We start from the raw sequence: 24,563 nt of genomic DNA, 5'->3' as shown, positions 1-24,563 counted from the left end.
ATAAATTACATTACTAGTAAACTAGTATTGTAAAGGAGAATATAATGAAACGTTTACAATGTTTATACAAACCAACAATTAACAAAGAATATCCATGAGCATTAAAACACCCTAAAGTTTCTCAACCCCTTGCACTTTTCAAAACACGTAAAGATGCAATGAACTGATTCTTATCAAAAGAACTTGAGTGTGCAACTTGATTCCAAACAGAAGATAAAATTTGAGGTGGATTACTTCTTGCTGAAAAAGTAAACAACGATTTTGAATATGAGCTTAATGTTGACAAATTTGATGGTGGATTAGATTACACCGAAACAGCTGAAGAATTAAATATTTTCCCAACTTCTGGACTTAGAGATAAAAGAAAAGCTGGAGCTTACTTAAGATACTTAACTGATTTTAAACCAGTTTATAAAGACATGGAAAATATTGAACCATATTTCCCTAAAGATGATGACTTTGTTGCTCCTAAAAAATCTAAAAAAGATTTAGAAATTGAAGCTTTAAGAAAACAAATTGAAGAATTACTTTTAGAAATTTCAAAATCAAGTGATAAATATTCAAGCGAAATTGAAGCGTTAATGTTGAGACTTAACGATGAAAAATCAGATAAATCAGAATTACTTAGAGAAATTCAACAATTAAAACGTAGAAGTGAAGTTGTTGAAGTGCCAGTTGAAAAAGAAAAAGTAGTTGTTAAAGAAATCATTAGAGAAGTACCAGTTGAAGTTGAAAAAGTTGTAGAGAAAGTTGTTGAAAAAGTAGTTTACAAAGATGGCGGAATTTCAAGAACAGTTAAATTTGCTCACATTGAAAGTCTTGAATTAAACAGACAAGTTGAAGTACTTGCTTTATATGCACATAAATTACAATTAATTAATGATCAAATTACAGAACCAGTTAAAGTTTCAGAACACGAATTCTATGAAATTAAGGCAAACTACATTCCTGCTGTTGCTTATGCTCTTGACTTAGAAGAAAGATTAGTTAACGAATCAAGATACACCAAATTACTTTACAAAGTGGCTTCAGAAATTTTAAATAAAGAAATTGATATTTTACTTGAAAGAGTTGAACCTGATAAAGATATTCAATACTCACTTGAATCAGCTCTATATGTAACTGATAGTGATGAAAAAACTCGTTTAACTCTTCAACAAGCTCTTTCATTTGTTGAGTTCAAAGATCTTCAAGTTGCCTTTGTTTCAAAAGAAGATTACAAACATGCTGTTTTAGTTCATGATAGTTATGAACATGGTAAAGAACTTGTTCTTTTAGAAACCTTCAAAGATGGAGCTGTAGATAAAAAATCTAAAGATTCAAGAATGGTTTCAATTAACAAATTCGGTCTTCTTTTAATGGTTTTAGGTTATGTATTACTATTTATTGTTTTAGTTTTACTAGCTGTTGCTGCATCTTAATAATGACCAAAAATGCCCTGAAAATGGGTGTTTTTTTATTAGTTTTATACATTATCATTTTTAATAAAAAATGATAAAATTTAAATTATGCTTAAAGACAATATGCAAGAATTAGTAAATCATTTAAAAAACACTGGTTTTGTTTATCAAGGAAGTGAAATTTATGGTGGATTAGCTAATACTTGAGACTATGGGCCTCTTGGCGCATTGCTTAAAGATAATATTCAAAAATTATGAAAGCAAGAATTCATTTTCAAAGAAACAAATAATTTTTTAATTGATAGCAAAATTTTAATGAATCCCCAAGTATGAGTTACATCAGGTCATGTATCTAATTTTAGTGATCCTTTAATTGAAAACAAACAAAATGGAAAACGTTATAGAGCAGATAAACTGATCCAAGAAATCGATCCTACATTAGTTCCTGAAAAAATGACTTTTGAACAAATGCAAAATTTTTTAAATGACAATTTAAAAAAATACGATGGTTCTGAAGCAACATGATCAGAAATTAGACACTTTAATTTAATGTTTGAAACATCACAGGGAGTAGTTGTTAATTCAAAATCAAAAGTTTATTTACGTCCAGAAACTGCTCAAGGAATTTTTGTTAACTTCAAAAATGTTCAAAGAACAATGAGAGCAAAGTTGCCATTTGGAATTGGACAGGTAGGTAAAAGTTTTAGAAATGAAGTTACACCTGGAAACTTTATTTTTAGAACTAGAGAATTCGAACAAATGGAACTTGAATTCTTTACTCACCCTGAAGAAGCGACACATTGATTCAGCTACTATGTACAAAAAGCATATGATTTTGCTAAAAAGGTAGGAATTAAAGAAAAATCAATTCGAATTAGAGCTCATGAAAGTGAAGAATTAGCACATTACTCTGAAGCAACTAGTGATATTGAGTTTCAATTTCCATTTGGATGAGGGGAACTCCTTGGTGTTGCCAACCGTAGTGATTTTGATTTGCGTTCACATATGAATGCTTCTGGAGAATCGCTTGAATATTTAGATCCACAAACTAATCAAAAAGTCATTCCTTATGTTATTGAACCTTCAATTGGTCTTGATCGTTTAATGTTAGCGGTTTTAAGCGATGCCTATGAAGTGCAAGAATTAGAAAATGATTCAAGAGTAGTTTTAAAGTTAAACAAAGAAGTAGCTCCATACAAAATAGCTGTTTTACCTCTTGTTAAAAAACTTGAACAATCAGCTAAAGAAATTTATCACAATCTAATTGATTTGGGTATTTCAGTAACTTATGATGATGCAGGATCAATTGGAAAAAGATATCGTCGTCAAGATGCAATCGGAACATATTGATGTTTAACTGTAGATTATGATACTTTAAATGATCAAATGGTTACTTTAAGAAATCGTGATACTATGGAACAAGTAAGAGTGGAAATTAGCAAAATTAAAGATTATTTATAATAACTAATCACTATTAAGGAGGTCTAATAATGTCGAAAAACATTTCAAATGAAACAATTGATTTAATTATTAGATCTTCTAACATTGTCAATATTATCGGTCAATTCATTCAACTTACTAAAAAAGGAAATAACTATTTAGGTGTTTGTCCTTTTCATGCGGACACCTCTCCTAGTTTAACTGTTTCCGAGAGTAAAAATATTTATAAATGTTTTGCATGTGGTCATTCTGGAAATGTAGTTAAATTTGTTAAAGAATTTAAAAACATTTCTTTTATGCAAGCATTAGAGTTTTTAGCCAAAGAAGCAAATTTACAAATTAATTTTGATTCTTTTAAAACTTATGAAACCCCACGCAAAGATCCAAATCAACAAAAGTTATTTGATCTTCTTGAGGCAGCAAATCTGTATTTTAAGTTAAACGTTTCCAATCTTGAAACCCAAAAGTTTTTAGATTATCGAAAACTCAACGATGCAGAGATATTAGAAACTTTTGACATTGGATATGCACCGCTTACTAACTATCTTGAAATTTTAAAAACTAATAATTTGTATTCTGATTTAGATTTAAATAATGTTGGTTTAATTAATGATGATTTAAATTTGATCTTTAAAAATCGTGTTACTTTCGCAATTAAAAACGAATTTGGTGAAGTGGTTGGTTTTAGTGGTCGTCAATTAAATAATGACAAAAGTTATGCTAAATATTTAAATTCGCCTGAGTCGTTGATTTTTAAGAAATCAAAAATTTTATATAACTTCCACAATGCCAAAGAAACAGCAATGGAAAAACACTCAATTATCATTGTTGAAGGTTTTATGGATGTGATTGCATTATATAAAAGTGGCTTTAAAAACGTAATTGCTTTAATGGGAACTGCATTAACGGATGATCATTTAAAACTTTTAAATGATCTTAAAGTGATTTTGTTTTTAGATAATGACACTGCTGGACAAAGTGCTACTTACAAATCGTTGTTAAAATTAATTAAACATAAATTCGAAGTGGAAGTCGTTGTTAATAAATTTAATAAAGATCCTGATGAAATTTTACACACGAACGGAAAAGAGTTTTTGATTGAATTGATTGAAAACTCACGTAAAAGAGGTGAACATGTTTTATTTGAAAACTTAAAAAAACAATATCATCTAAACAACTTTAATGTTGATATAAACTCAGTGAACTTTGGTTTATTTAAAAGGAATTTAATTCAATTATTTCAAGATGCTCCTTATAGCAGTCGTGAATTAATTGAAACTCGTTTTAAAGAAGAATTTAACACTAACTTAATATTGCAAAACTTCCCAAAAGACTCTTCAAAATCAATAAACACTTTAGTCCCAAAGGTAAATGCAAGTAAACGAAGTTATTTTTCATTAGAAAAATCGCTTATTTATGGAAATGTTAAATTAGAAATTTTACTTACTTGTTTGGCTAATTATCAACTTAGAAATTTAATTAATGAAGATATTAAATCAGCCAATGAAGGTAAAGAGATTCTGAATACCTTTTCAATTATGAGTAATCTAATGTACTCTCAAAGCGTTAATGAAGTAAATTTAAAAACTACTTTTGAAGAGATTTTAAATTTAGACTCTAAATATGAATATTCAATTATCAAAGAAAATGATCCGATTATTGAAAGTATTAAAAATAAAATTAATCGACAAATTACTTCGTTTTATGCAAATTTGAATCCGGAATATTTAGATTATGAAATTAATGATTATTTAAAAACACATTTAAACCAAATTCAAACAATTACCCCTGAAAATTTCAATAATAATTTATACATTAAATACTTAAAGCAAAAATTAGAACTCAAGTTAACGCAAGATTATCGAAACTTAGTTAAAAAAGTCAATAATAATGGTGAAATTCCCAAAGTAGTTTTAGACCTTTTACCCAAAATCAAAACTCCTGAAAAATAGATAGGATGTATTATGGAAAAATATAAATCAGTATTAAGTGCATTAGAAAAAGAATTAAAATCTAAGAAAAAGAAAAGCTTCGATCAAGAAGAAGTTTTTGATTTTTTATTAAAAAAGAAGATCGTAATTGATGATGAAAGTTCCGATGAATTTTTCGATTTATTAAGAGAAAAAGATTTAATTAGAGATCAAGTTGATTTTGGAGACGAAGATTTCGCTACATTAAATGATATAAAACTTGAAATTAAAAAAGATACTAAAGCAAACAAATCAAAAAAATCAACCAAAAAAGAAACTAAAAAAAGTAAAAAAACCCAAAATCCAGAAGAACTTGATGAATTGGAAATTGAAGCAGATTTCGGAGTTTTAGACGATATTGAAATTGACTTGGATTTCGAAAAAGAACCTCTGGATGATGAAGATTTTGATGATTTTGATGATGAATTAGATTCTGAAGATATTGATGTAGAATTTGAAGATGAAGTTGAAGAAAATGATACCGCTGAAGATGAGGAATCTGAAGAATCTGATGAAGATTCCAACTTTGAAAGCGAAAGTTTTGATGATGAGGAATATGATTTAAACGACTTGAGTTTAACTGATTTTGTTAGTGATATTGATCTAAATGAAGAAGATCCAACTAAGAAACGTAAATCTTTACAAAATAAATTAACTGAAACTAACGACATTGTTAAATGATACATGCGTTGAATTGGAAAATACGGTGAGTTACTTACTGTCGAAGAAGAAAAACGTTTAGCAACATTAATGGAAAAAGGTGGATTTAGAGGTAAAAAAGCTAGAGATAAACTTATCCAAAGTAATTTACGTTTAGTTATTAATAATGCAAAAAAATACAAAAATCGTGGACTTTCATTTATTGATTTAATTTCAGAAGGAAATGCTGGAATTTTAAAAGCTGTTCAAAAATATAATGTTCACAAAGGATTCAAATTTTCAACATATGCGACTTGATGAATTCGTCAAGCAATTACTCGTGCAGTAGCTGATCAAGCTAGAACTATTCGTGTCCCTGTACATATGGTAGAAACAATCAATAAAATTTCTAAAATCGAAAGGGAATTACAACAGGAATTAGGTACCGAACCAACTGATGAACAAATTGCCGAAAGATTTGGACAAGGTTATACTCCAGACAAAGTTCGTTATATTAGAAAAATCAATATCGATCCAATTTCACTTGATAAGCAAGTAGGAAAAGAAAATGATTCAAGTTTCAGTGATTTTGTTAAAGATGAAAATGTTGTAAACCCAGTTGATTTTGCTGCTCAAGAAGAATTAGCGGAAGTTCTTGAAGAAATTATTGATGAAACACTTGAACCAGAAGAAAAAGATCTTCTTTGCAAAAGATATGGTGTTGGTAAAAATGAAAAAGGTGAAAGATATCGAATCCACTCTTTAGAAGAATTGGCCAAAGAAAGAGGGAACGTTTCAAAAGAAAGAATTAGACAAATTGAAAATAAAATTCTTAGAAAATTAAAATCTAATTCAAAACACGGCAAAAACTTAAAGGATTTTCTTAAAAACTAATGACAATTAAAAATTTTATTACCTATTTGGATTCTCTTTATCCTAACAAAAACAAAGAAATTTGAGATCCGTCTGGTTTTTCAGTTAAATTTAATCAATCTTTAAAACTTACTGGAGTAATTTTAGCTATTGATTTAACTGCTGAAGTGGTTGCAGAAGCTATTAAGGAAAATGCAAATTTAATTTTGACTCACCATCCATTTTTGTTTGAAAAAACAAAAGAAGCCGAAAATATTAAAGCACCATATAAACAACAATTAATTAAAACTCTTAAACAACATAAAATTTTTGCTTATTCAATGCACACAAATTATGATTGTGATTTATATGGAACTTCGTACCAAATTTTAAGATATTTAGGATTACAAGATCATTTTGAATATGGTTCTGAAAAATTTACTGCATCAGCAGCTACAGTAAATTTAACTTTTGAAGAACTAGTTCAAAAGTTAAAAACTCAATTGCATTTAGATCATTTTAGAACCAATTTCCCAATTAATAATAATCACCAAAAGTTATCTAAAATTGCAGTCTTAAGCGGTAGTGGATACATTGGAACCATTAATGAACTTCATGCACGTGGGTATGATTTAATCATCAGTAGTGATTTTAAATGAAGTGATTGAATCAATTTTGATCAAATCAAAGCTAAAATTTTAGAAATTCCTCATTTAGATGAACAAGTATTCGCTTGACATATGCACGAAATTTTAAAGCGTAAATTTCCAAATTTAAATGTTCAAGTATATGATGTGAAAATTCCTTTTTACAATTTATAAATTTCATCGTTGTTTTCAACGATGTTTTTTAATTATGATTAAAAAGTTTATAATACAAATATAAAAGGATTTTAATGAAATACTCCGACTTAGAAAATTTATACTATAACAATAAACTTGATCAAGTACATGAATATTTTCAAAATATAGATGTAACTTTGACAAGTGAATACACTCCACACAATACTTTAGTGCATTTAGCCTCCTTAATGGCAGACGCTAAAGGACTTGAAATTTTATTAACTAGAGATGCGAATGTAAATGAAGCCAACGCGTATCAAGATCGACCGATTCATTTGCTTTTGAAAAATGAAGAACGCAACTCAATTAGCAAAATAGTTGATTCACTTAATATATTATTAAAATATCAAGTTAGTTTAATTCGCAAAAATTCGCAAGGACAAATTCCTTTACATATTGCTTCTGAGCGTGGAAATTATGAATGTGTGCGTATTTTATGTGAAAAAGGTTCGAAAGTAAATTTAAAAGATAATAATGGATATTCACCATTAATGCTTTTGGTGTCTCGATATGGTTCATTTGCAAGTATTCAAGATTATGACTCTTCAGTTGAGATATTGTTAAAACATGATGCAGATATTCAATTACAAAATGATTATGGTGAATCGCCTTTTGAGTTTGCTTTAAAATACCACAATGGTTCAAATTTACTCAAGCTTTTTAAAGACTCTAATGAAGTAAACCAAAATTATACAGAACAAAATTTATTTACTTTAATTAAAAATGGAGCTTATGAAGAGTTACAAAAAGTTTTAGAAAGTGATGTCAATGTCAATTTTATTTCTGATGAAGAAAATGAAACTCGCTTAATGTCTCCTTTGGCGTATGCAATAACTAAATTCGACGATAAAAGTGTTAAATTATTAATTGATCATGGTGCAGATGTTATGTTGGTTAATTCATTAAATGAAGGATGCTTGAGTTTTATATTTAAAAAAGAGCATATTATTAATTTCACTTTTGATGTGGCTGCTGAAAAACGTTTGCAAAAAATATTGACTTCACTTTATGAAAAAGGGTTTGATTTTAATGTATCTATTGATGATTTTGGAACAACGCTTTTAATAGCATCATGTAAAGAAATTCACAGCACAATGCTAATTAATAATCAAAATGTGCAAACAATTATTATTGATTATCTACTTGCTAAAAATATCAATATTAATGCAACAGACGCACATGGAAAGAGTGCTTTAATGTATTTGGTAGAAAAAGGCAATTTTAATCAAAGTGATTATTTATATGCTTTATTAGAAAAAGGAGCCGCACTTGATTTAATTGATCAACAAGGAAATACTGTTCTTATATATGCATGTTCAAACCCTAAAAATCCTGTTGCTTTAGAATTTGCACAAATTTTGATGGAATTTGACAATTATTTAATTGAGCATGTCAATAATAATCAAGAAAGTGCTCTTTCGATTGCTGTTGCAAAAAATAATGAAAAATTAGTCACTTTATTACTTACTAAATAGGAGAAAGTATGGATATAAATTCAATTTTTTTAAGTGCATGTCAAAAAGGACAAAAAGCCGTTATTTTAAGTTTCATAAACAAAGGTGGAATAGACTTAAATAAGCGTGATGCTCAAGGAAATACCCCGCTTATTTATGCTTCTTTAAAAGGATTTAAAGACGTGGTCAAATTACTCTTAGAAAAAGGAGCTGACGTTCATTTATACAATAATGAATCTATTAGTGCATTACATGCAGCGGCTGCAGGTTCAAATAAAGAAATTATTGATTTATTAATCCAAGCAGGATTGGATGTAAATATTACAACCGATGAAGGAATGACCCCATTAATGTACGCTGTTAAAGCCAAACGAACCGAAACTGCCAAACACTTAATTTTAAATCATAATGCTAATGTAACCATTAAAGATAATTATGGACACAAAGTAATTGATTATGTTACTGGTTTTGGTCTTAGAGATTTAGTAGAGTTTGTCACTAGTGATTTAGATGATAAAAATGATTTTGGTAACACTCCATTGCATCAAGGGGTCTTTAATGATAATTTAGAAGTAGTTAAAAAGATTTTAAAGACTAACATAGATGTAAATGCTTTAAATGATGAAGGAGAAACTCCTTTGGCAATTGCTTGTTTAAATAACAATTTAATTATGAGTAAAGTTTTACTTGAACACAAAGCTGATCCAAATTTAAAATTGCTTGATGGATGTTTTGCATTACACTTTGCAACCCAGGTTAACAATCAATATATTGTAAAAGAACTTATTGATCATAATGCAGATATTAATGCCCAAAATCAGTTTGGACAAACTGCTTTAATGATTGCAGCTATAAATGGTTACAATGATGTAGCATTGATGTTGCTTAAGTATAATGCTGATGTAAATTTGATTGATAATGAACAAAAAAATGCATTGTATTATGCCACAAAAGGTGGATATAACGAAATTGTTCAAGCAATTTTGCTAAAAATGTAGTTTTAGTCCCAAAAAAGGGGCTTTTTCTTTTTTATGAAAAAGTACCAGGTTTGTATTTTATAACGCAAGACCTGCGGGCTTTTTGGTATAATTTAAAATATATTTTAAGTATTTTAAATATATCCCCAAAATAATTAAATGAAAGGTTTTTTATGAGCAAGAAAATTTACAATAAAAAAAGCTATTTAAATAAACTTCACGCATGGTGAAGAGCTGCCAACTATTTAAGTGTTGGTCAAATGTATCTTAAAAATAATCCGCTTTTACTTGAAGAATTAAAAGCTGAAGACGTCAAATTATATCCAATTGGTCACTGAGGTACTATTCCAGGTCAAAACTTAATTTACGCACATTTAAATCGTTTAATCAATAAATATGATTTAGATATGTTTTACATTGAAGGGCCAGGACATGGTGGTCAAGTTATGATTTCTAACTCATACCTTGATGGATCATATACTGAACTTTTCCCTGAAATCACAAAAGATGTAGCAGGAATGCAAAAAATGTTTAAGCATTTTAGTTTCCCAGGAGGTACTGCTTCACATGCGGCTCCTGAAACACCAGGTTCAATTCACGAAGGTGGAGAACTTGGATATGCACTAAGCCACGCTGCTGGAGCTATTTTAGATAATCCAAACATTATTGCTGCAACTGTAATTGGAGATGGAGAAGCCGAAACAGGACCTTTAATGGCCGGATGATATGCTTCAAGTTTTATCAACCCAGTTAATGATGGAGCTATCTTGCCTATTTTACACATCAACGGAGGTAAAATTTCAAACCCAACAATTCTAGCAAGAAAAAGTGATAAAGAAATTGCTAGCTTACTTGCTGGATTTGGATGAGAAGCTATTTTCGTTGAAGGAAATGTTGGTGATGAAGAAAGCATTCATTCAGTAATGGCTGCTAAATTTGATAAAGCTATTGAAAAAATTCAAAAAATTCAAGCCAAAGCTCGTAGAGGTTCAGCCGAAAATGCTACACGTCCTTTATGACCTGCGCTTGTGGTTAGAACACCTAAAGGATGAACAGCTCCACATCAATTTAATAACCTTACAATTGAAGGAAGTTTTAGAGCTCACCAAGTTCCAATTCCTGTAACTGCTGAAAATCCAAAACACCTACCAGAATTAAAACAATGATTACTTTCATATAGACCACATGAATTATTTAATAAAGATGGATCATTAAAATCAGAAATTGCTGAAATTGCTCCAAAAGGTCTAAAAAGAATGGGAATGCACCCAATTACCAATGGGGGAGTAAATCCTAAACCTCTTAACTTGCCAGATTGAACAAAATTTGCTCTTGATTTTAAACCTGGAGAAATTAAGGCTCAAGATATGGCTACAGCAAGTACTTACATCGCTGAAATTATTAAGAAAAACCCAACAAATTTTAGAGTATTTGGACCAGATGAAACTAAATCAAACCGTTTATTTGATGTTTTAAAAGTAACTAATAGACAATGAATGGAAGCAATTAATCCTGAACTTGATGAAGCTCTTTCGCCAGCTGGTAGAATTATTGATTCTCAACTTTCAGAACACCAAGCTGAAGGAATGTTGGAAGGATATGTATTAACCGGAAGACACGGATTTTTCGCAAGTTATGAATCATTCTTAAGAGTAGTTGACTCAATGCTAACTCAACACATGAAATGAGTTGCTAAATCTAAAAAAGTGAACTGAAGAAAAGATTATCCTTCTCTTAATGTTATTGCAACTTCAACTGCTTTCCAACAAGATCACAATGGGTACACACACCAGGATCCAGGAATTTTAGGTCATTTAGCTGATAAAAAACCTGAATTAATTCGTGAATATCTTCCTGCTGACTCAAACTCTCTTTTAGCAGTGCTAGAACAATCATTTAAAGAAAGAGATGTTATTAACTTAATTGTTGCATCAAAACAACCAAGAGAACAATGATATTCAGTAGCTGAAGTTGAACAAATGATCAAAAATGGTTACAAAGTTATTGATTGAGCTTCAACAGCTAAAAGAACTGAAGAACCTGATTTAGTTTTTGTTGCTTCAGGAACTGAACCTAATTTAGAAGCTTTAGCTGCTATCTCATATCTTCATGAAGCTTTCCCTTCATTAAAAATTAGATTTGTTTATGTACTTGATTTATTAAAATTAAGACATCCAAGTATCGATCCAAGAGGTCTTTCTGATTCAGAATTTGATTCAGTCTTTACAAAAGATAAACCAGTTGTATTTGCATTCCATGGTTATGAAGCATTAATTAGAGATATTTTCTTCTTAAGAAAAAACAGAAATCTTTATACACATGGATATAGAGAAAACGGAGATATCACCACATCATTTGACATTCGTTTAATGTCTGAAATGGATCGTTTCCATATGTCAATTACAGCTGCTAAAGCTGCGTTAAAATCACAATCTGTAAACTTTGTAAACAGAATGAAAACCAAAATCGAAAGACACAAAAAATTCATTTCAGAACATGGTATTGATATGCCTGAGGTAAGAGAATGAAAATGAGAAGGTCTTAACAAAAAATAAATTTTATAAGAGCGTTTGCTCTTATTTTTATTTTTACAAATTAAAACCTTATACCTAATTTATGCGTTTTTTGTTATAATATAGCTATGAAACCTCATAATCGTAGTGTTAAAGAAGTTGAATTTATCGCTAATTTAATTGAACTAAAAAAGACTTCAAATGATATCAACGGATATATTGCTTCAGAACTTTTGAGCAGAAATAAAAAAGGAACTTTTATTTCACAAGCAAAAGAATTTTGTGAAGAAATTGGTGTTTCACCAAGTGCGTTTACTTTCTTTTCACGTAAAATTAAATTAAACAATGTTAAAGAAATTGTTTATATTCATAATCAGTTAATTGAAAATCGTGAAGCCAAAATTAAAGACACAAAAAATACTCTTGCAAAAGATGTTGCAAAATTGATTAACTCTTCAAATAAAATTCATTTAGTAGGTGTTTCAGGAGCGGCTGGAATGAATATGGATTTACAAATTCAATTACTAAGAATGAATAAAAATTGTATTCAAATGTGAAACAAATACGAGCAAATTGGATTAAGTAAAATACTTACAGAAAATGACTTAGTTATTGTCAATTCAATTTCGTTACAGCACCAATGAATGATTAAAATAATGGAAATGACAAGTGCAAAAATTGTATTAATTAGTTCTTGAATTCCAGAACATTTAGAATCAAAAATTAGTTATTTTTATAAAATTTCAACCAATGAACGCCAAGATGGGTTAAGAATTTTTACTAGTGAAGGAAGAGAAAAAACATTAGCTTTTTACAATAGTATTTTAAAAGAACTCCGTTCAGATCCTACAAATTATGAGTATTTAACCCGTAGTTCATATCGTGAATAAAGCAGAACTTGTTTCTGTTTTTTTTATTTTAAAAAATTCATCCTAAAGAGGATGAATCAATTATTAAGAAATATAAAGTTCTTTTTGGTCTAGAATATCTTTTATTTTTTGCGGATCTTTTTCAGTGTGAAGCATTTGAATTAAATCATCATCCAAAGATCATAAGCTAATCATTTGCAACACATCAATTTGATAATCACGCTCTTCTCTTGAAGTTCCTAAAATAAAAAGTAATTTTACAACTTGTTTGTCTTCAGCGTGTCAATCTACTCCTTCTTTAAGTCTAACAATTGAAACAAAAGGTTTGACAACTGTTGAAGAAATTCCGTGTGGAACAGCAATTCCGTCATTTAAAGCAGTAGGCATTAAATTTTCACGATATAAAAGTGCGTCGTAAAATTTTTGAGCGTTTTCCACTAAATTGTTTTTAGCTAGAAGTTCAGAAACTTTAAACAATACCTCATCATGGTCGCTTGCTGAAACATCTAAAAAAATACTTTGAGTTGATACTAAATCTTTAATTCTGCATTCCATTATATATCCTCTTTATTTGGCATTGAAGTTAAACATACGGCATCAGGTCCAGTGTGGATGGCGATTGCAGCCGGAGTAATTTCACGATTGATTATGTTTAAATTTTGGGTTATTTTTTCTAATTTTTCATTAATATTTTTATCGATTCCACAAATAATTTCGTATGAAGCGTTTTTGATTCCTTTAACTTCGTCAGTTATTTTTTCAACAAGTTTATCTAAAGCGCCTTTTTGAGTTCTTTTTAACGCTGCAACTGAAACAGTACCTTCTGGCTCATATTTAAGAAGCGGAACCATTTTAATGGTACTTAAAAGTAATTTTTTAATACCGGTTAAACGACCACCTTTGATCATATGATCTAAAGTCGCGGGTAAAATATAGGTTGAACATTTGGAAATGAATTTTGCTAAAGCTGATTTCACTTTATTGATGTCTTGTGTTTGTTCATAAACACTCTGAGCTAGTAAAATCGCTTCTTTTATTTGACTTCCTACTAAATTATTTTTAATAACATGGATATTACCGTGTTCTTGTGAAAATGAGTCAATATATTTAGGAGTTGAAGATAGATGTTCGCTAATTCCTATAAAAATAGTGTGTTCATATGTTCTAGCGCAGTAAGTGAGTGTTTCTTCGATTAAACCTAGATTTGGCAACGATGTTTTAGTGGTTTGGGCAACTGAAATATCCTCAAGCAATTTTAAATTGTTGATTGTTTCTTCTTTGGTTAGTTGATCATTTATTTCCACTTGCAACGGCAACAAATGATAACCTAACTCATTGGCTTGCTGTTGAGTAATGCATGCAAAAGAATCGATAATAATACCTAATTTTTTCATATTGTTTATTATACTTGAAAAGGCCTAAAATAATAATGCTAAAAAAATCAATTTTTAAGACTATTAACGCAAATATTTTATTTTTTCATTTTAGATGAACTTTCTTATTTTTAAACTGTAAGGAGGTTAAAAATAATGAAAAAATCAATCAAATACACATTAATTGGATTGATGTCTTTAGGTGGAGTAAGTCTAATCACATTTTCTACTGTTTTTGGAATATTAAAGCATAAAAATGCAGTAATTCAAAAAAGAGATGAAAAAATTTTGACCCTAAATGCACAAATTCAAGTGTTAAAAAGTGAAATAGAATTACTCAAAGATGAAAATGCAAAACTGAAAAATAATGTGGATGCATTAGAAAATGTTTTGAAAATAACTAATGCAATTAAAGATTCTTCAAACAGTGAAATTAATGAATTGCTCACAAAATTAGTCAACAACACAGACGAGAATATTAATAATTCTGAGTATTTAGAATATATTATAAAACACACTACTAAACTAAAAGAAAGCAATATTGCAAACATTGAGTTATTGCTTCATAAATTAGAAGAAATTCAAAACAATAATCCCGAAAAATACAAAAACTCTTTTATAAATACAAAAATCATTCAACTTCAAGAACTTATTAAAAATGTTGAGGAATTGCAATTTAGTAATTCTTCCGAAATAAAAGAAAATATCGAATCACTTAATGATTTTACCGCTCATTATCAACGTCTAAATGAAGAATTAATAATTGAACTCAATTCACTAATTAATTCTAAAAATGACGAAATTGCTCAATTAAATTTAAAAATCAACACTACAGGAGAAAAACTCAAAAAAACAGTTTTAACATCAATTAAAACTGCTAAAAATCAGCTTGAAAGTATCGATGTAATGATTGAATATGTGATCTTGCTAAAAGAAAAATCCTTAAAATTAATTAGCGATAAAACAAATGAGGATTTTGTTTTAAATCTAACAGCATTGTTAAGATCTTTAAGCGAATACAAAGAGTTTTTAAATTCTCAAATCACTGTTTCACAAACATCTTTAAATAAAGCAATTCAAGATAATGATTATAATGATTTGATAACTTTAGACACTGATATTTACGCAAGCAAAATAAAATATTGAACCCAACTATTACAAAATTATAATAATTTGGCATTGGATATTTACTTAGCTTATTATGAAAGTACTCTAAAGACTTTATCGGATAAAGAAAAAGAAATTGATACTTTACAAATAAAAAATCAACAATTGACAAATAATTTAAATGCAGCAGTTAGAGAAAAAGCTCAAGCAATGGCTAATTTAAAAAAACTCAAAGAAGATTTACTAAATTCGTTTCGAAATTCATTAACTAGCATTATTGATTCGCTTCAAAATATATCTCTTACAATTGAAAATTCAGATTCTACAAACAAAAATGAGCTGGTTCAAAAATTAAATATTGAAATTGACAAACTTCGGCAATTAAGATCTGAATTTACTGACGAGAGTTTTGTTAGCAAATACGAACCATTTGTTGAATCAGCTCTTAGCACAGCTGATGAAGTAATTGAGGAGTATAAAAACACTGTTTTAAACCCTTTAAAAGAAGAATTTCAACTAACAAAAATAACATTGGATAATACAAATAAGGAGTTAATAGAAGCTAAAGAATTGCTTAAAAGTAAAACATTAGAAATTGAAAAAATTAATGATGAACTTTCACGAGCAAGAACTAATTTAGACAATAAAGAAATACAGTTTCGAACAATTAATAAAGAGTTAAATAATACCAAAGAATTTTTAAGCAATATTAGAAAGCAAAAAAACACTTCTTTAGTTGAAATGTCGCATACCATTGATCAATTTGAGCAAAAATACAATGAATTAAAATCAATTGCAAATCAAATTATTAATGAGTCAATTAAAGAACATTTAGATGTAGCTGAATTGCAATCTTTAATTGCAAAAGTTTTTAGAGCTAAAAATGTTGATAGTTTTGAAGAAATGAATTCATTAAGCAAAGAATACTTAAATCATTATTCAATAACTTTTACGAAAATGCTTAATTTATACAAACAATTAGCTGAAAAAAGATTAATAACAAAAGATTTGTTAATTGCCAATAAAGATTCAAATATCGAAAAACTTAATTCTACAATTGCTAATTTAGAAAATGAGCAAAATAAAATCTTAAGTGAAAAATTACAATTAGAAGAAGAAATTGAACGCGGAACATTTGAATTAGGAAATTCAACAAAAATAATTCAAAATCTCGAAGATCAATTACGTAAAACAAACAAAGGTGAAAAAACTAGTGTTGTTAATCCGTTTTTAGATGAAGATATGAATCAAATGTTTTCTTTTAAAGGAAAGGAAAATCTCTCTTGAAATGACTTTAATAAAGCAACGGAAGTAGAAAGCTCGATTGTGAAAAACTTTAATTTAGTTTCAAATAGTAATATTGAGGTATTTTATTTTAATAAAGATACTTCATCACTAGAAAGTGTAATTCTTTCACCAGAAAATAATTATTCAAAAAGATTTGATCTTTCTTTAAGAAATATCGAATTTACTTATGATTCTAAAATGTATCAAGATTTTGAAGCAACTCATTTAGGTTCATTTATACAAGAAGTTCATAAAACTTATAATGGTAAAATTCTAAACAATACTTCTTCTACTTATTTATCTTATGTAAATGGTGTTTTAAGAATTTCTCTAGTATCAAAATTAAAAGTTCAACGGTGATTAGAAAAATCTTCTGATACTAATAATTTGTATGAACCAATAAAAAATGATATTTACTCTTTTATGGGAGGAAGTGCAAATCCACAATTTGTTTTTGTTTACGCAATTGCAAAAAAATAGCAGTAATTTGCTGCTATTTTTCATCTTCTTCATCAATATCTAATTCATCATCAAGGTTCTCAAAAAGCATTTTTTGAACTTGGTTAAGTTGTTTTTTAACTTTTGATGATACTTTTTTATTTGTTTGTTTTTCAACGTTTTCAGATTCTTCAGTTGGATTGAGCAAGTTTCTTTTTTCTTTAGAAGAAAGAAACTTAACTTTAATTTTGCTTAACTCTTCATCTTGAGGTGTGTTAATAAAATAATTCTAGGCACAATTATTGGGTTTCTACGTTTTTCTTTGTGAAACAAACTTGAAAGACGGTCAATGACAATTTGTTCTAATTCCTTAACGGTTCATTTATCATTATTTTTGATAATGTATAAAATTGCACCATGAGCAATTCTCTTAGCTTCTTCAACTAAATCTTTAGATGTTTTAACAAAGAAACTTCCGCGAGTTATGATTTGCGGTCTAGAAACAATTTGGTTTTTCTTTTTATCCACTAAGAAAGTAATGTTTAGAAATCCACTATCTTTTAGTTGCTCTCTTTCACTAAGCATTTTCCCTGTAACACTCAAAATTGAATTTCCGTCAATGTATAAAGGTCCATAATTTATTTTTTCATCAGTTTTTGTAATAACTTCGTTTTGCATGTTGTATACAACACCTTTTTCAATTACGATGACATTCTCAGGTTTTACCCCATTTTCAATTGCAGTTTGACCATGCACAATACTCATGCGATATTCACCATGATATGGTAAAAAATATTTTGGTTTAGTTAATTGAAAAATTTTATCGTGCTCTCACCTGTAAGCGTGTCCTGAGGTATGTAAATATCCATCGGCACCATTTTCTTTAATAATAGCTCCAAGTTTATATAATCTATTAATCAATAATTCAATAACCATTCTATTACCAGGAATTGGACTTGAAGAAAATAAAACTAAATCACCTTTTGTAATTTTAATTGATGCGTGTTTTCCATAACTCATTCTTGAAAGAGCCGCTAATTGTTCTCCTTGAGAACCGGTGGTTAAAATCAATAAATCTGAATCTTTTACATTTGGCAGTTGTTTTTTATCAATAAACACATCATTTGGAACATTAATATAACCAAGTTTCCGACCAATTTTAACTCCTTGGATCATTGAGCGACCAAAAGTGATTACCTTTTTGTTTAGTTTAGCAGCCAATTCAATAATTACTTTTACTCTAGTTAAGTTAGAAGCAAAAGTTGTAACAATAATTTTCTTTTTTGCTTCTTTTAAGTGATTTTCAATATCAATTAAAATATCACTTTCACTTGGTGAGTGGTTTGGACGCATTGCGTTAGTTGAATCACTTAGTAAAGCGGTTAATTTTTGATCACCAATTTCTTTTAGACGTGCAAAGTCGGTTAAATTACCAATAGGTGTGTAATCAAATCTGAAGTCCCCGGTACACATAATTGACCCATGAGGAGTTGTGATTCTCACTCCAAAAGCATCAGGTATTGAGTGCTGAGCAGTTCAAAAGTCAACTTTTACGTTTCCGTCAAATTTATGTACTGCACCTTTTTCGATTTCGATAAATTCAACTGGTTTTTGAATTTTGTGTTCATCAAATTTAAGTTGTAAATATTGAATTGCAATTCGCGGAGCAAAAATTTTATTTAATTTAGTTTGTTTTACTAAATAAACCACCCCTCCAATATGATCTTCGTGACCGTGAGTGATAAAAAGACCTTGGATTTTTTTTTCGGGTAAATTCAAATAAGAATAATCAGGAATAATTCCTTTAACACCAGTATTATAAGTATCAGCAAATTTAATACCGGCATCAATTAAAAAGATATTGTTATCTTGCTCAATTAGTAGTGTCGATTTTCCGATTTCTTCAACACCACCAAGAGGAATAATTCTTGTTGGGTTCATAAATTCTCCTATTTTAATTATTGTTTGAAAGATAATTCATTAATTAAACGATGTTTAATAACTTACTAATTATAAACAAGTATTTTTTGAAATGCCCTAAAAATTATTATCTTTTTAAACTTCGTTTCCGATTTAAACATTTTTCGTGATTAAAATTTTTTTATCGCTTAATTTGTTATACTTTAAATATAAATATATTTAATTTTAAAGGACAAACAATGAAAAAGAATTTACTAAAAGTTACAACCTTATTAGCTGGACTTGCAGTGCCTTTAACAGCTTCTGTTTCATATGCAGTAGCAACACAAGGTTCTTCTAATGCAACAGATTCTATTGCAGCGACAACAACTACTAATTCAAATTCAAACACAACAACATCTGCTGAGCAAACAGTTGATAAATCTCAAGTAAGAAGCGAATTGGTAAAATTGCTATCAACTGTAACTCTTAAATTAAAAAGAGATGAATTAACAACTGAAATTAAACCATCTCTTTTAACTAAAACTGATTTAACCGCAAAATACTCATACGCAGGATTAGAATTACTTAATAAAAAGAATGTAAAAGTAAAATATAATGTTTTAAGCAACTCAGCATACAAAAACACATTAGCAACTAAAAATACTATTAAATATGTAAATGATATGGCAGATAAAGGAATTGCTGTTGTTGCAGTGACTGCTACATATCACGATGGAACAGATTATCAAACAGAATTAGTGTTTAAATACCTTTCAGGATTCAAAACCGAAGATAATAAAACTGAATTAATCAATGTAGATCCAGTTTATGTAAAAGAAGAAGCACCTAAAGAAATTGTTAAAGAAACTGAAATTTACAAAGTTGTTTTAACTGACTCACTTGAAGTGTTAAATCAAAGACTTCAAGATAATGCACAACCAAGCGGAGCAAGAAACTCTAGATTACCAATTCAATTTATGCAAAGATACGCTAAATTGAACGCAACAAATGAAGCTGACGGAGTTGAAGGAGAAGCCTTTGGTTTTGCGAGATACGGACAAGATCAAGATAATAAAATTATTGTAATTAAAAAAGAATATTTTGACACAATTGACCTTGTATCTAATAAAAATGTTGTTGACGAAAGCAACCCTAAAAACAATAGATACATTTCAGCTGAATACAACATGGAAACAGGAATTTTAACTCTTCATGTACTTAAAAAAGACAAAACTACTGAAGACGTTGAAATTAACTTAAATTAAGATTTTGAAAATTGAACTTTTTAACGTTCAATTTTTATTATTTTGTCTTTTTGATAACAAAAATAGGTCTTTAAGGTAAAATATATTATTATGAATAAGCACTCAAACAACGACATTATTCCAAGTGAAGATGAAATTGAAATTAATACATTAAAGTCCCTGGCTTTGATGGATAAAGTATCTTTAAATGACGATTTAAAATGAGTGAATAAAAAATTCAAAACTACTAAAAAAAGCAATTCTCACAATAATACAAAAACAAACCCTAATTTAAAAATTGATAAAAATTTAGTGTTGAAAAATTTATTTTTAATAGAAAAAGATCTAAATAAATTACAAATTCGGATGCAAGAAAAAGAAAATTTCTGAATTCAAAAAATAAATTTTTCAACTAATGAGTTTAGTGATATTCTCAAAGAGTATTTAAGTGATGATTTTAATAAAAACAAAAATGAAGTCAATGATAATCAACAAAATTTAATCACAAAAAAGAAATTAGAATTTTAGCATGGGAGATTTTATGAAGGTAAATATTGCAATTGATGGTCCAGGTGGAGCAGGTAAATCAACAGTTTCTAAAGCTATAGCTGATCGTTTAAAATACACATTTATCAATAGCGGAAGTGTTTATCGAGCTATTGCTTATAATGCTTTAAAAGAAGGAGTGAATCTTAAAAACAAAGATGAAGTTTTACTAACTCTTCAACATGGAATGATTGAATTAGCTCCTGAAGAAAATGTGCTCCTTAAAGGGGAAAATGTCACAAAAATTATTCGAAATGAAAACGTCTCTTTAGCTGCTGCTACTGTAGCAAAAATTCAAGAAGTACGTGATTTTGTAGTTGAATTTATTCAAGAAATGACCAAAAAAGAAAAAGGATTCATTATTGATGGAAGAGACACCACTTTTAAAATCATGCCTCATGCTGAAGTGAAAATTTTCTTGTGAGCAGATGCTAAAGAAAGAGCTCGTCGCCGTTATGAACAACACCAAAAAATGGGATATGAAACCAGTTATGAAGAAGTGCTTTATGACATCAAACAACGTGATGCACAAGATATGAACCGTGAAATTGATCCACTTCATAAAACAGAAGATTCTGTATTAATTGATTGCACTGATATGGAATTTGAAGAAGTGATCATGAAAATTATTGACTTAGTAGATGAAAAAATAAAGGAAGAAAATGCGTAATACAATTGCAATAATAGGTAAACCAAATGTAGGTAAAAGCACGTTTTTTAATCGCCTAATTGGGAAGAAAGTTTCAATAGTTCATGATCAACCTGGTGTAACTCGTGATCGCTTATATGAGAAAATCAATTGAGTAGGAAAAGAAATTAAAATCATTGACACCGGTGGAATTGAAATTGAAAATAGACCTTTTCAAGACCAAATTCAAATTCAAGCCAAAATCGCCATTGAAGAAGCAGATGTCATTTTATTTTTATTTGATGGTCAAAGCGAAATTACTAATGATGATTTATTTATTATGAACATTTTGCGTAAAAGTAACAAGCCAATTATAGCAGTGGCCAATAAATTAGAAAACAACCAACACTTTGATTACAGTTGATACAAATTAGGGGTTGAAGACATTTTCCCTGTATCAGCTTTACATGGGGAAGGTCTTGGTAATGTTATGGACAAAGCAGTAGAATTGCTTGATTTTACTGAAGTTGAAACTGAAGATTTATTCAACTTAGCTATTATTGGGAAACCCAACGCTGGTAAAAGCTCACTTTTAAATAACTTATGTAAAGAAAATCGTTCAATTGTTTCTGAAATTGCTGGAACCACTCGTGATAGTGTTAAATCGGTAGTAGAAATAAATAATCAAAAATACAACATTATTGATACTGCTGGAATTACTAAAAAAAGTAAACTTATTGAGAGTGTTGACCATTATGCTTTAATGAGAGCAATGAACTCGCTTGCTGAAGCTGATTTATCATTAATTGTGATAGATGCAACCCAACCAGAAATCTCGCACTTTGATTCACGTATTATTGGATATGCTTTAGAAAATGAAAAGCCAATTATTATTGTAATTAATAAATGAGATTTAATTGAAAAAGAAACCAACACTATGGCAGAATATGAAAAGAGATTGCGCAACAAGTTTCACTTTGTACCTTGAGTTCCGTTTGTGTTCATTTCAGCTAAATATAACCAAAGAATTAATAAACTAGTTGATACACTAACTGAAGTTAGAGAAAATCTTGAGCGTGACATTAAACCTTCATTATTGTCTGATTTAATTTTAGAAACACAAATGATTCAAAAAGCTCAACCATACAATGGTGGTCGTTTAAATATTTACTATGTTCGCAAGGAACTAGGAAAAATACCAACATTCACATTTTTCGTGAATAATAAAAAATACTTACACTTCTCATATGAGAGATTTTTAGAAAATCAACTCAGAGCTAACTTTAATTTTAAAGGATGTCCACTTAAATTTAAATTCAAAAACAAAAACGGACTTGAATAGACCCAGAATACAGCGCTGTGCTGTATTTTTAAATGTGGAAAATAATGTCATTTGGTAGTTTTGAATTCTATTAAGAATATAATTTTTTTGTATATGTAATTACGGATATACAAATATTGATAAATAGAAAAAGGTGAAAATGAAAAAAATAATTTCAAAATTTCTCAACCAGTTGCAAAAATAACTAGCTAAGACTACAAAAGAAGATAATTTAGGTAATGGTGTTACTCATTGTTCTGATAATTATTTTAATTTCATATATTGCTATTTTATTTATCACCAGCTACAATTTTGACAAACTTACGAGCTTTCTGTTCATTTTAAAAGTTGTTAATCAAAAATACAATTCTTTTAATGATGAAAAATTAATGAGTGTAAAAAATAATATTCAAATATTTGAAAATTGCATTTGTTTTATTTTGAATTACAAAAAAAGACAAATTAATATATTTTGTTTGAATCTCATTTTCTTTTTCATGTTTTTATTGTTAGGTTTTATTGCGTTAATCTTTGTTCCTCAGGAAAATGTAAAAAACACTTATTTGATCACTATTTTACTTATAAACTTGTTTTTCTTCATATTTTTTGCGGTGTACTTATTCATTTTTGTTCATTTAATTTTGCTTTATTTCAAAATTAAAAATAAACTTCCAATAATAAAATCATTAAAATCTAATATTTTTCTCTTAAAAAAAGAGATAGATTCTGATTTTTTAAAAACTACTTTTTCTATCCATTTAAAAAGGAAAAAAAGATACATGTCAAGATTTCAGATTTTAAATTTTGAAGTTTTTTATAAAGAATATAAATCTATCATTGGCGAAACACTATATTTATTGATATTCGATTTAGAAAATAAAAACAAAAGTTATTACTCAATTTATTCACCGGAAATCCAAAAGGAGTTTGAATCCTACTTTACTTATGCAAACACTAATTAATTCATTTTTCATTGGTAATTTATTTATATCTATTATTTTAAATGGTGTATTAATGTTTTTATTTTATTTCTTTTGAAAATTAAGGTTTTCAAAAGAAATATCAATTTTTGCGTTAAAAAAGGTCTTATTTTTGTTTGATAACGAACTTTCTTATGAGAAAGATATTAAAAGAGGATTGATTTTTATTCAAAAGGATTTTCAAAAAGAACTTTCATTCTTTGCTTTGTTATTTGTTTTTCCGGTATTGGGATTAACTTGAATTATCGTTACTTTTGTGATGCAAAATATATATTCACATCTTTCCATTTCCTCTGAGAATTTAACTTTTGGCATTATTAGTATTGTAATTTATTCAATTCAATTATTGGTTTTGTCTTTCATATATATTGATTATTTGAAAATACTATTGAATTTAAAGAAAGCAATTCAAAAACTTAACTTGTTAAATGAATTTAATCATAAATTAAAAGAGATTCCAAGGAAAGAGATCAAAAGAAGTTCGATTGAAAACGCAAATTCTTTTCTTTATTCTTTTTATTGACTTAATAACAAGGGAAAGTCTTCAAATAAAAAATCATCGTTTGATTTAGCTATTGAAGATGCTGATTTTTTATATTATAAATACAAAAGTTGAACGGTGACAAAATCAATTTATTACATTGTTTATAAATATTCTGATGATGAGAGTAATTTATTTTATAGATACAATCATAGCGATATGTACGAAGTATTTCTTCGAATAAATGATAAATTAACTAGTGAAAACAAATAATAGTTAATTAAATTTTAATTGCTTTCA

17 protein-coding genes and 1 pseudogene are annotated in these 24,563 nt (G+C 28.4%); 15 read left to right on the top strand and 3 right to left on the bottom strand.

The window, feature by feature from the left end:
* The first annotated feature begins 44 nt into the window (after window positions 1-44).
* The 9 genes from EXC45_RS00820 (at window position 45) to EXC45_RS00780 (ending at window position 12,977) form a co-directional block, all read left to right on the top strand.
* Window positions 45-1,421, top strand: coding sequence for an MAG3090 family protein (locus EXC45_RS00820; protein ID WP_036434574.1), 1,377 nt, complete (start codon window positions 45-47; stop codon window positions 1,419-1,421).
* Between the two features lie 102 nt (window positions 1,422-1,523).
* A complete protein-coding gene (locus tag EXC45_RS00815) occupies window positions 1,524-2,861 on the top strand; it encodes a glycine--tRNA ligase (protein WP_036434590.1) in 1,338 nt (445 codons plus the stop codon).
* A 29-nt stretch (window positions 2,862-2,890) separates the two neighbouring features.
* Window positions 2,891-4,792, top strand: coding sequence for a DNA primase (gene dnaG, locus EXC45_RS00810; RefSeq protein WP_051616964.1), 1,902 nt, complete (start codon window positions 2,891-2,893; stop codon window positions 4,790-4,792).
* Between the two features lie 12 nt (window positions 4,793-4,804).
* Complete coding sequence (locus EXC45_RS00805; RefSeq protein WP_036434572.1) at window positions 4,805-6,343, top strand: RNA polymerase sigma factor; 1,539 nt, start codon at window positions 4,805-4,807, stop codon at window positions 6,341-6,343.
* Entirely contained in the window at window positions 6,343-7,122 is a 780-nt protein-coding gene (locus tag EXC45_RS00800) for a Nif3-like dinuclear metal center hexameric protein (RefSeq protein WP_036434570.1), read from the top strand. Before EXC45_RS00805 ends, EXC45_RS00800 begins: the two co-directional genes overlap by 1 nt.
* 74 nt (window positions 7,123-7,196) lie before the next feature.
* Window positions 7,197-8,618 carry an ankyrin repeat domain-containing protein gene (locus EXC45_RS00795; protein ID WP_036434568.1) on the top strand — a complete coding sequence of 474 codons (1,422 nt, stop codon included), beginning with the start codon at window positions 7,197-7,199 and terminating at the stop codon, window positions 8,616-8,618.
* An 8-nt stretch (window positions 8,619-8,626) separates the two neighbouring features.
* A complete protein-coding gene (locus EXC45_RS00790; RefSeq protein ID WP_036434566.1) occupies window positions 8,627-9,595 on the top strand; it encodes an ankyrin repeat domain-containing protein in 969 nt (322 codons plus the stop codon).
* 152 nt (window positions 9,596-9,747) lie between these two features.
* Entirely contained in the window at window positions 9,748-12,129 is a 2,382-nt protein-coding gene (locus EXC45_RS00785; protein ID WP_036434564.1) for a phosphoketolase family protein, read from the top strand.
* 86 nt (window positions 12,130-12,215) lie between these two features.
* On the top strand, window positions 12,216-12,977 hold the full coding sequence (locus tag EXC45_RS00780) for a MurR/RpiR family transcriptional regulator (RefSeq protein ID WP_036434562.1): 762 nt from the start codon (window positions 12,216-12,218) through the stop codon (window positions 12,975-12,977).
* A gap of 63 nt (window positions 12,978-13,040) precedes the next feature.
* On the opposite strand, the gene EXC45_RS00775 is transcribed toward EXC45_RS00780, so the two are convergent.
* Together EXC45_RS00775 and EXC45_RS00770 are read right to left on the bottom strand one after the other, a co-directional pair.
* Window positions 13,041-13,511, bottom strand: a complete 471-nt coding sequence (locus EXC45_RS00775; RefSeq protein ID WP_051616963.1) for a PTS sugar transporter subunit IIA — start codon at window positions 13,509-13,511, stop codon at window positions 13,041-13,043.
* Entirely contained in the window at window positions 13,511-14,350 is an 840-nt protein-coding gene (locus tag EXC45_RS00770) for a DegV family protein (RefSeq protein WP_036434560.1), read from the bottom strand. The genes EXC45_RS00775 and EXC45_RS00770 overlap by 1 nt, the downstream gene beginning before the upstream one ends.
* A 135-nt stretch (window positions 14,351-14,485) precedes the next feature.
* Between EXC45_RS00770 and EXC45_RS00765 the strand changes: the two genes are divergently transcribed.
* Entirely contained in the window at window positions 14,486-17,203 is a 2,718-nt protein-coding gene (locus EXC45_RS00765; protein ID WP_036434558.1) for a coiled-coil domain-containing protein, read from the top strand.
* 13 nt (window positions 17,204-17,216) lie between these two features.
* Here the strand turns inward: EXC45_RS00765 and EXC45_RS00760 are convergent.
* Window positions 17,217-19,102, bottom strand: a pseudogene (locus EXC45_RS00760) (ribonuclease J).
* Between the two features lie 218 nt (window positions 19,103-19,320).
* On the opposite strand from EXC45_RS00760, the gene EXC45_RS00755 reads away from it, so the two are divergent.
* From EXC45_RS00755 to EXC45_RS00735, 5 genes are all read left to right on the top strand, one after another.
* Complete coding sequence (locus EXC45_RS00755) at window positions 19,321-20,328, top strand: hypothetical protein (RefSeq protein ID WP_036434554.1); 1,008 nt, start codon at window positions 19,321-19,323, stop codon at window positions 20,326-20,328.
* 90 nt (window positions 20,329-20,418) lie between these two features.
* Window positions 20,419-20,835 carry a hypothetical protein gene (locus EXC45_RS00750; RefSeq protein ID WP_036434551.1) on the top strand — a complete coding sequence of 139 codons (417 nt, stop codon included), beginning with the start codon at window positions 20,419-20,421 and terminating at the stop codon, window positions 20,833-20,835.
* Window positions 20,836-20,848: 13 nt separating this feature from the next.
* Entirely contained in the window at window positions 20,849-21,523 is a 675-nt protein-coding gene (cmk, locus tag EXC45_RS00745) for a (d)CMP kinase (protein WP_084272213.1), read from the top strand.
* Window positions 21,516-22,823: a ribosome biogenesis GTPase Der gene (gene der / locus EXC45_RS00740; RefSeq protein ID WP_036434548.1), complete on the top strand. Its 1,308-nt coding sequence runs from the start codon at window positions 21,516-21,518 to the stop codon at window positions 22,821-22,823. The genes cmk and der overlap by 8 nt, the downstream gene beginning before the upstream one ends.
* Window positions 22,824-23,729: 906 nt before the next feature.
* The gene (locus EXC45_RS00735; RefSeq protein ID WP_129693741.1) at window positions 23,730-24,536 is read left to right on the top strand and encodes a hypothetical protein; all 807 of its coding nucleotides are present in this window, start codon (window positions 23,730-23,732) and stop codon (window positions 24,534-24,536) included.
* Window positions 24,537-24,563 lie beyond the last annotated feature (27 nt).

The sequence above is a fragment of the Mycoplasmopsis columboralis genome, from assembly GCF_900660675.1.
In the GTDB taxonomy this organism is placed as follows: domain Bacteria; phylum Bacillota_I; class Bacilli_A; order Mycoplasmatales; family Metamycoplasmataceae; genus Mycoplasmopsis; species Mycoplasmopsis columboralis.
This window is presented reverse-complemented; position numbering and strand designations above follow the sequence as displayed.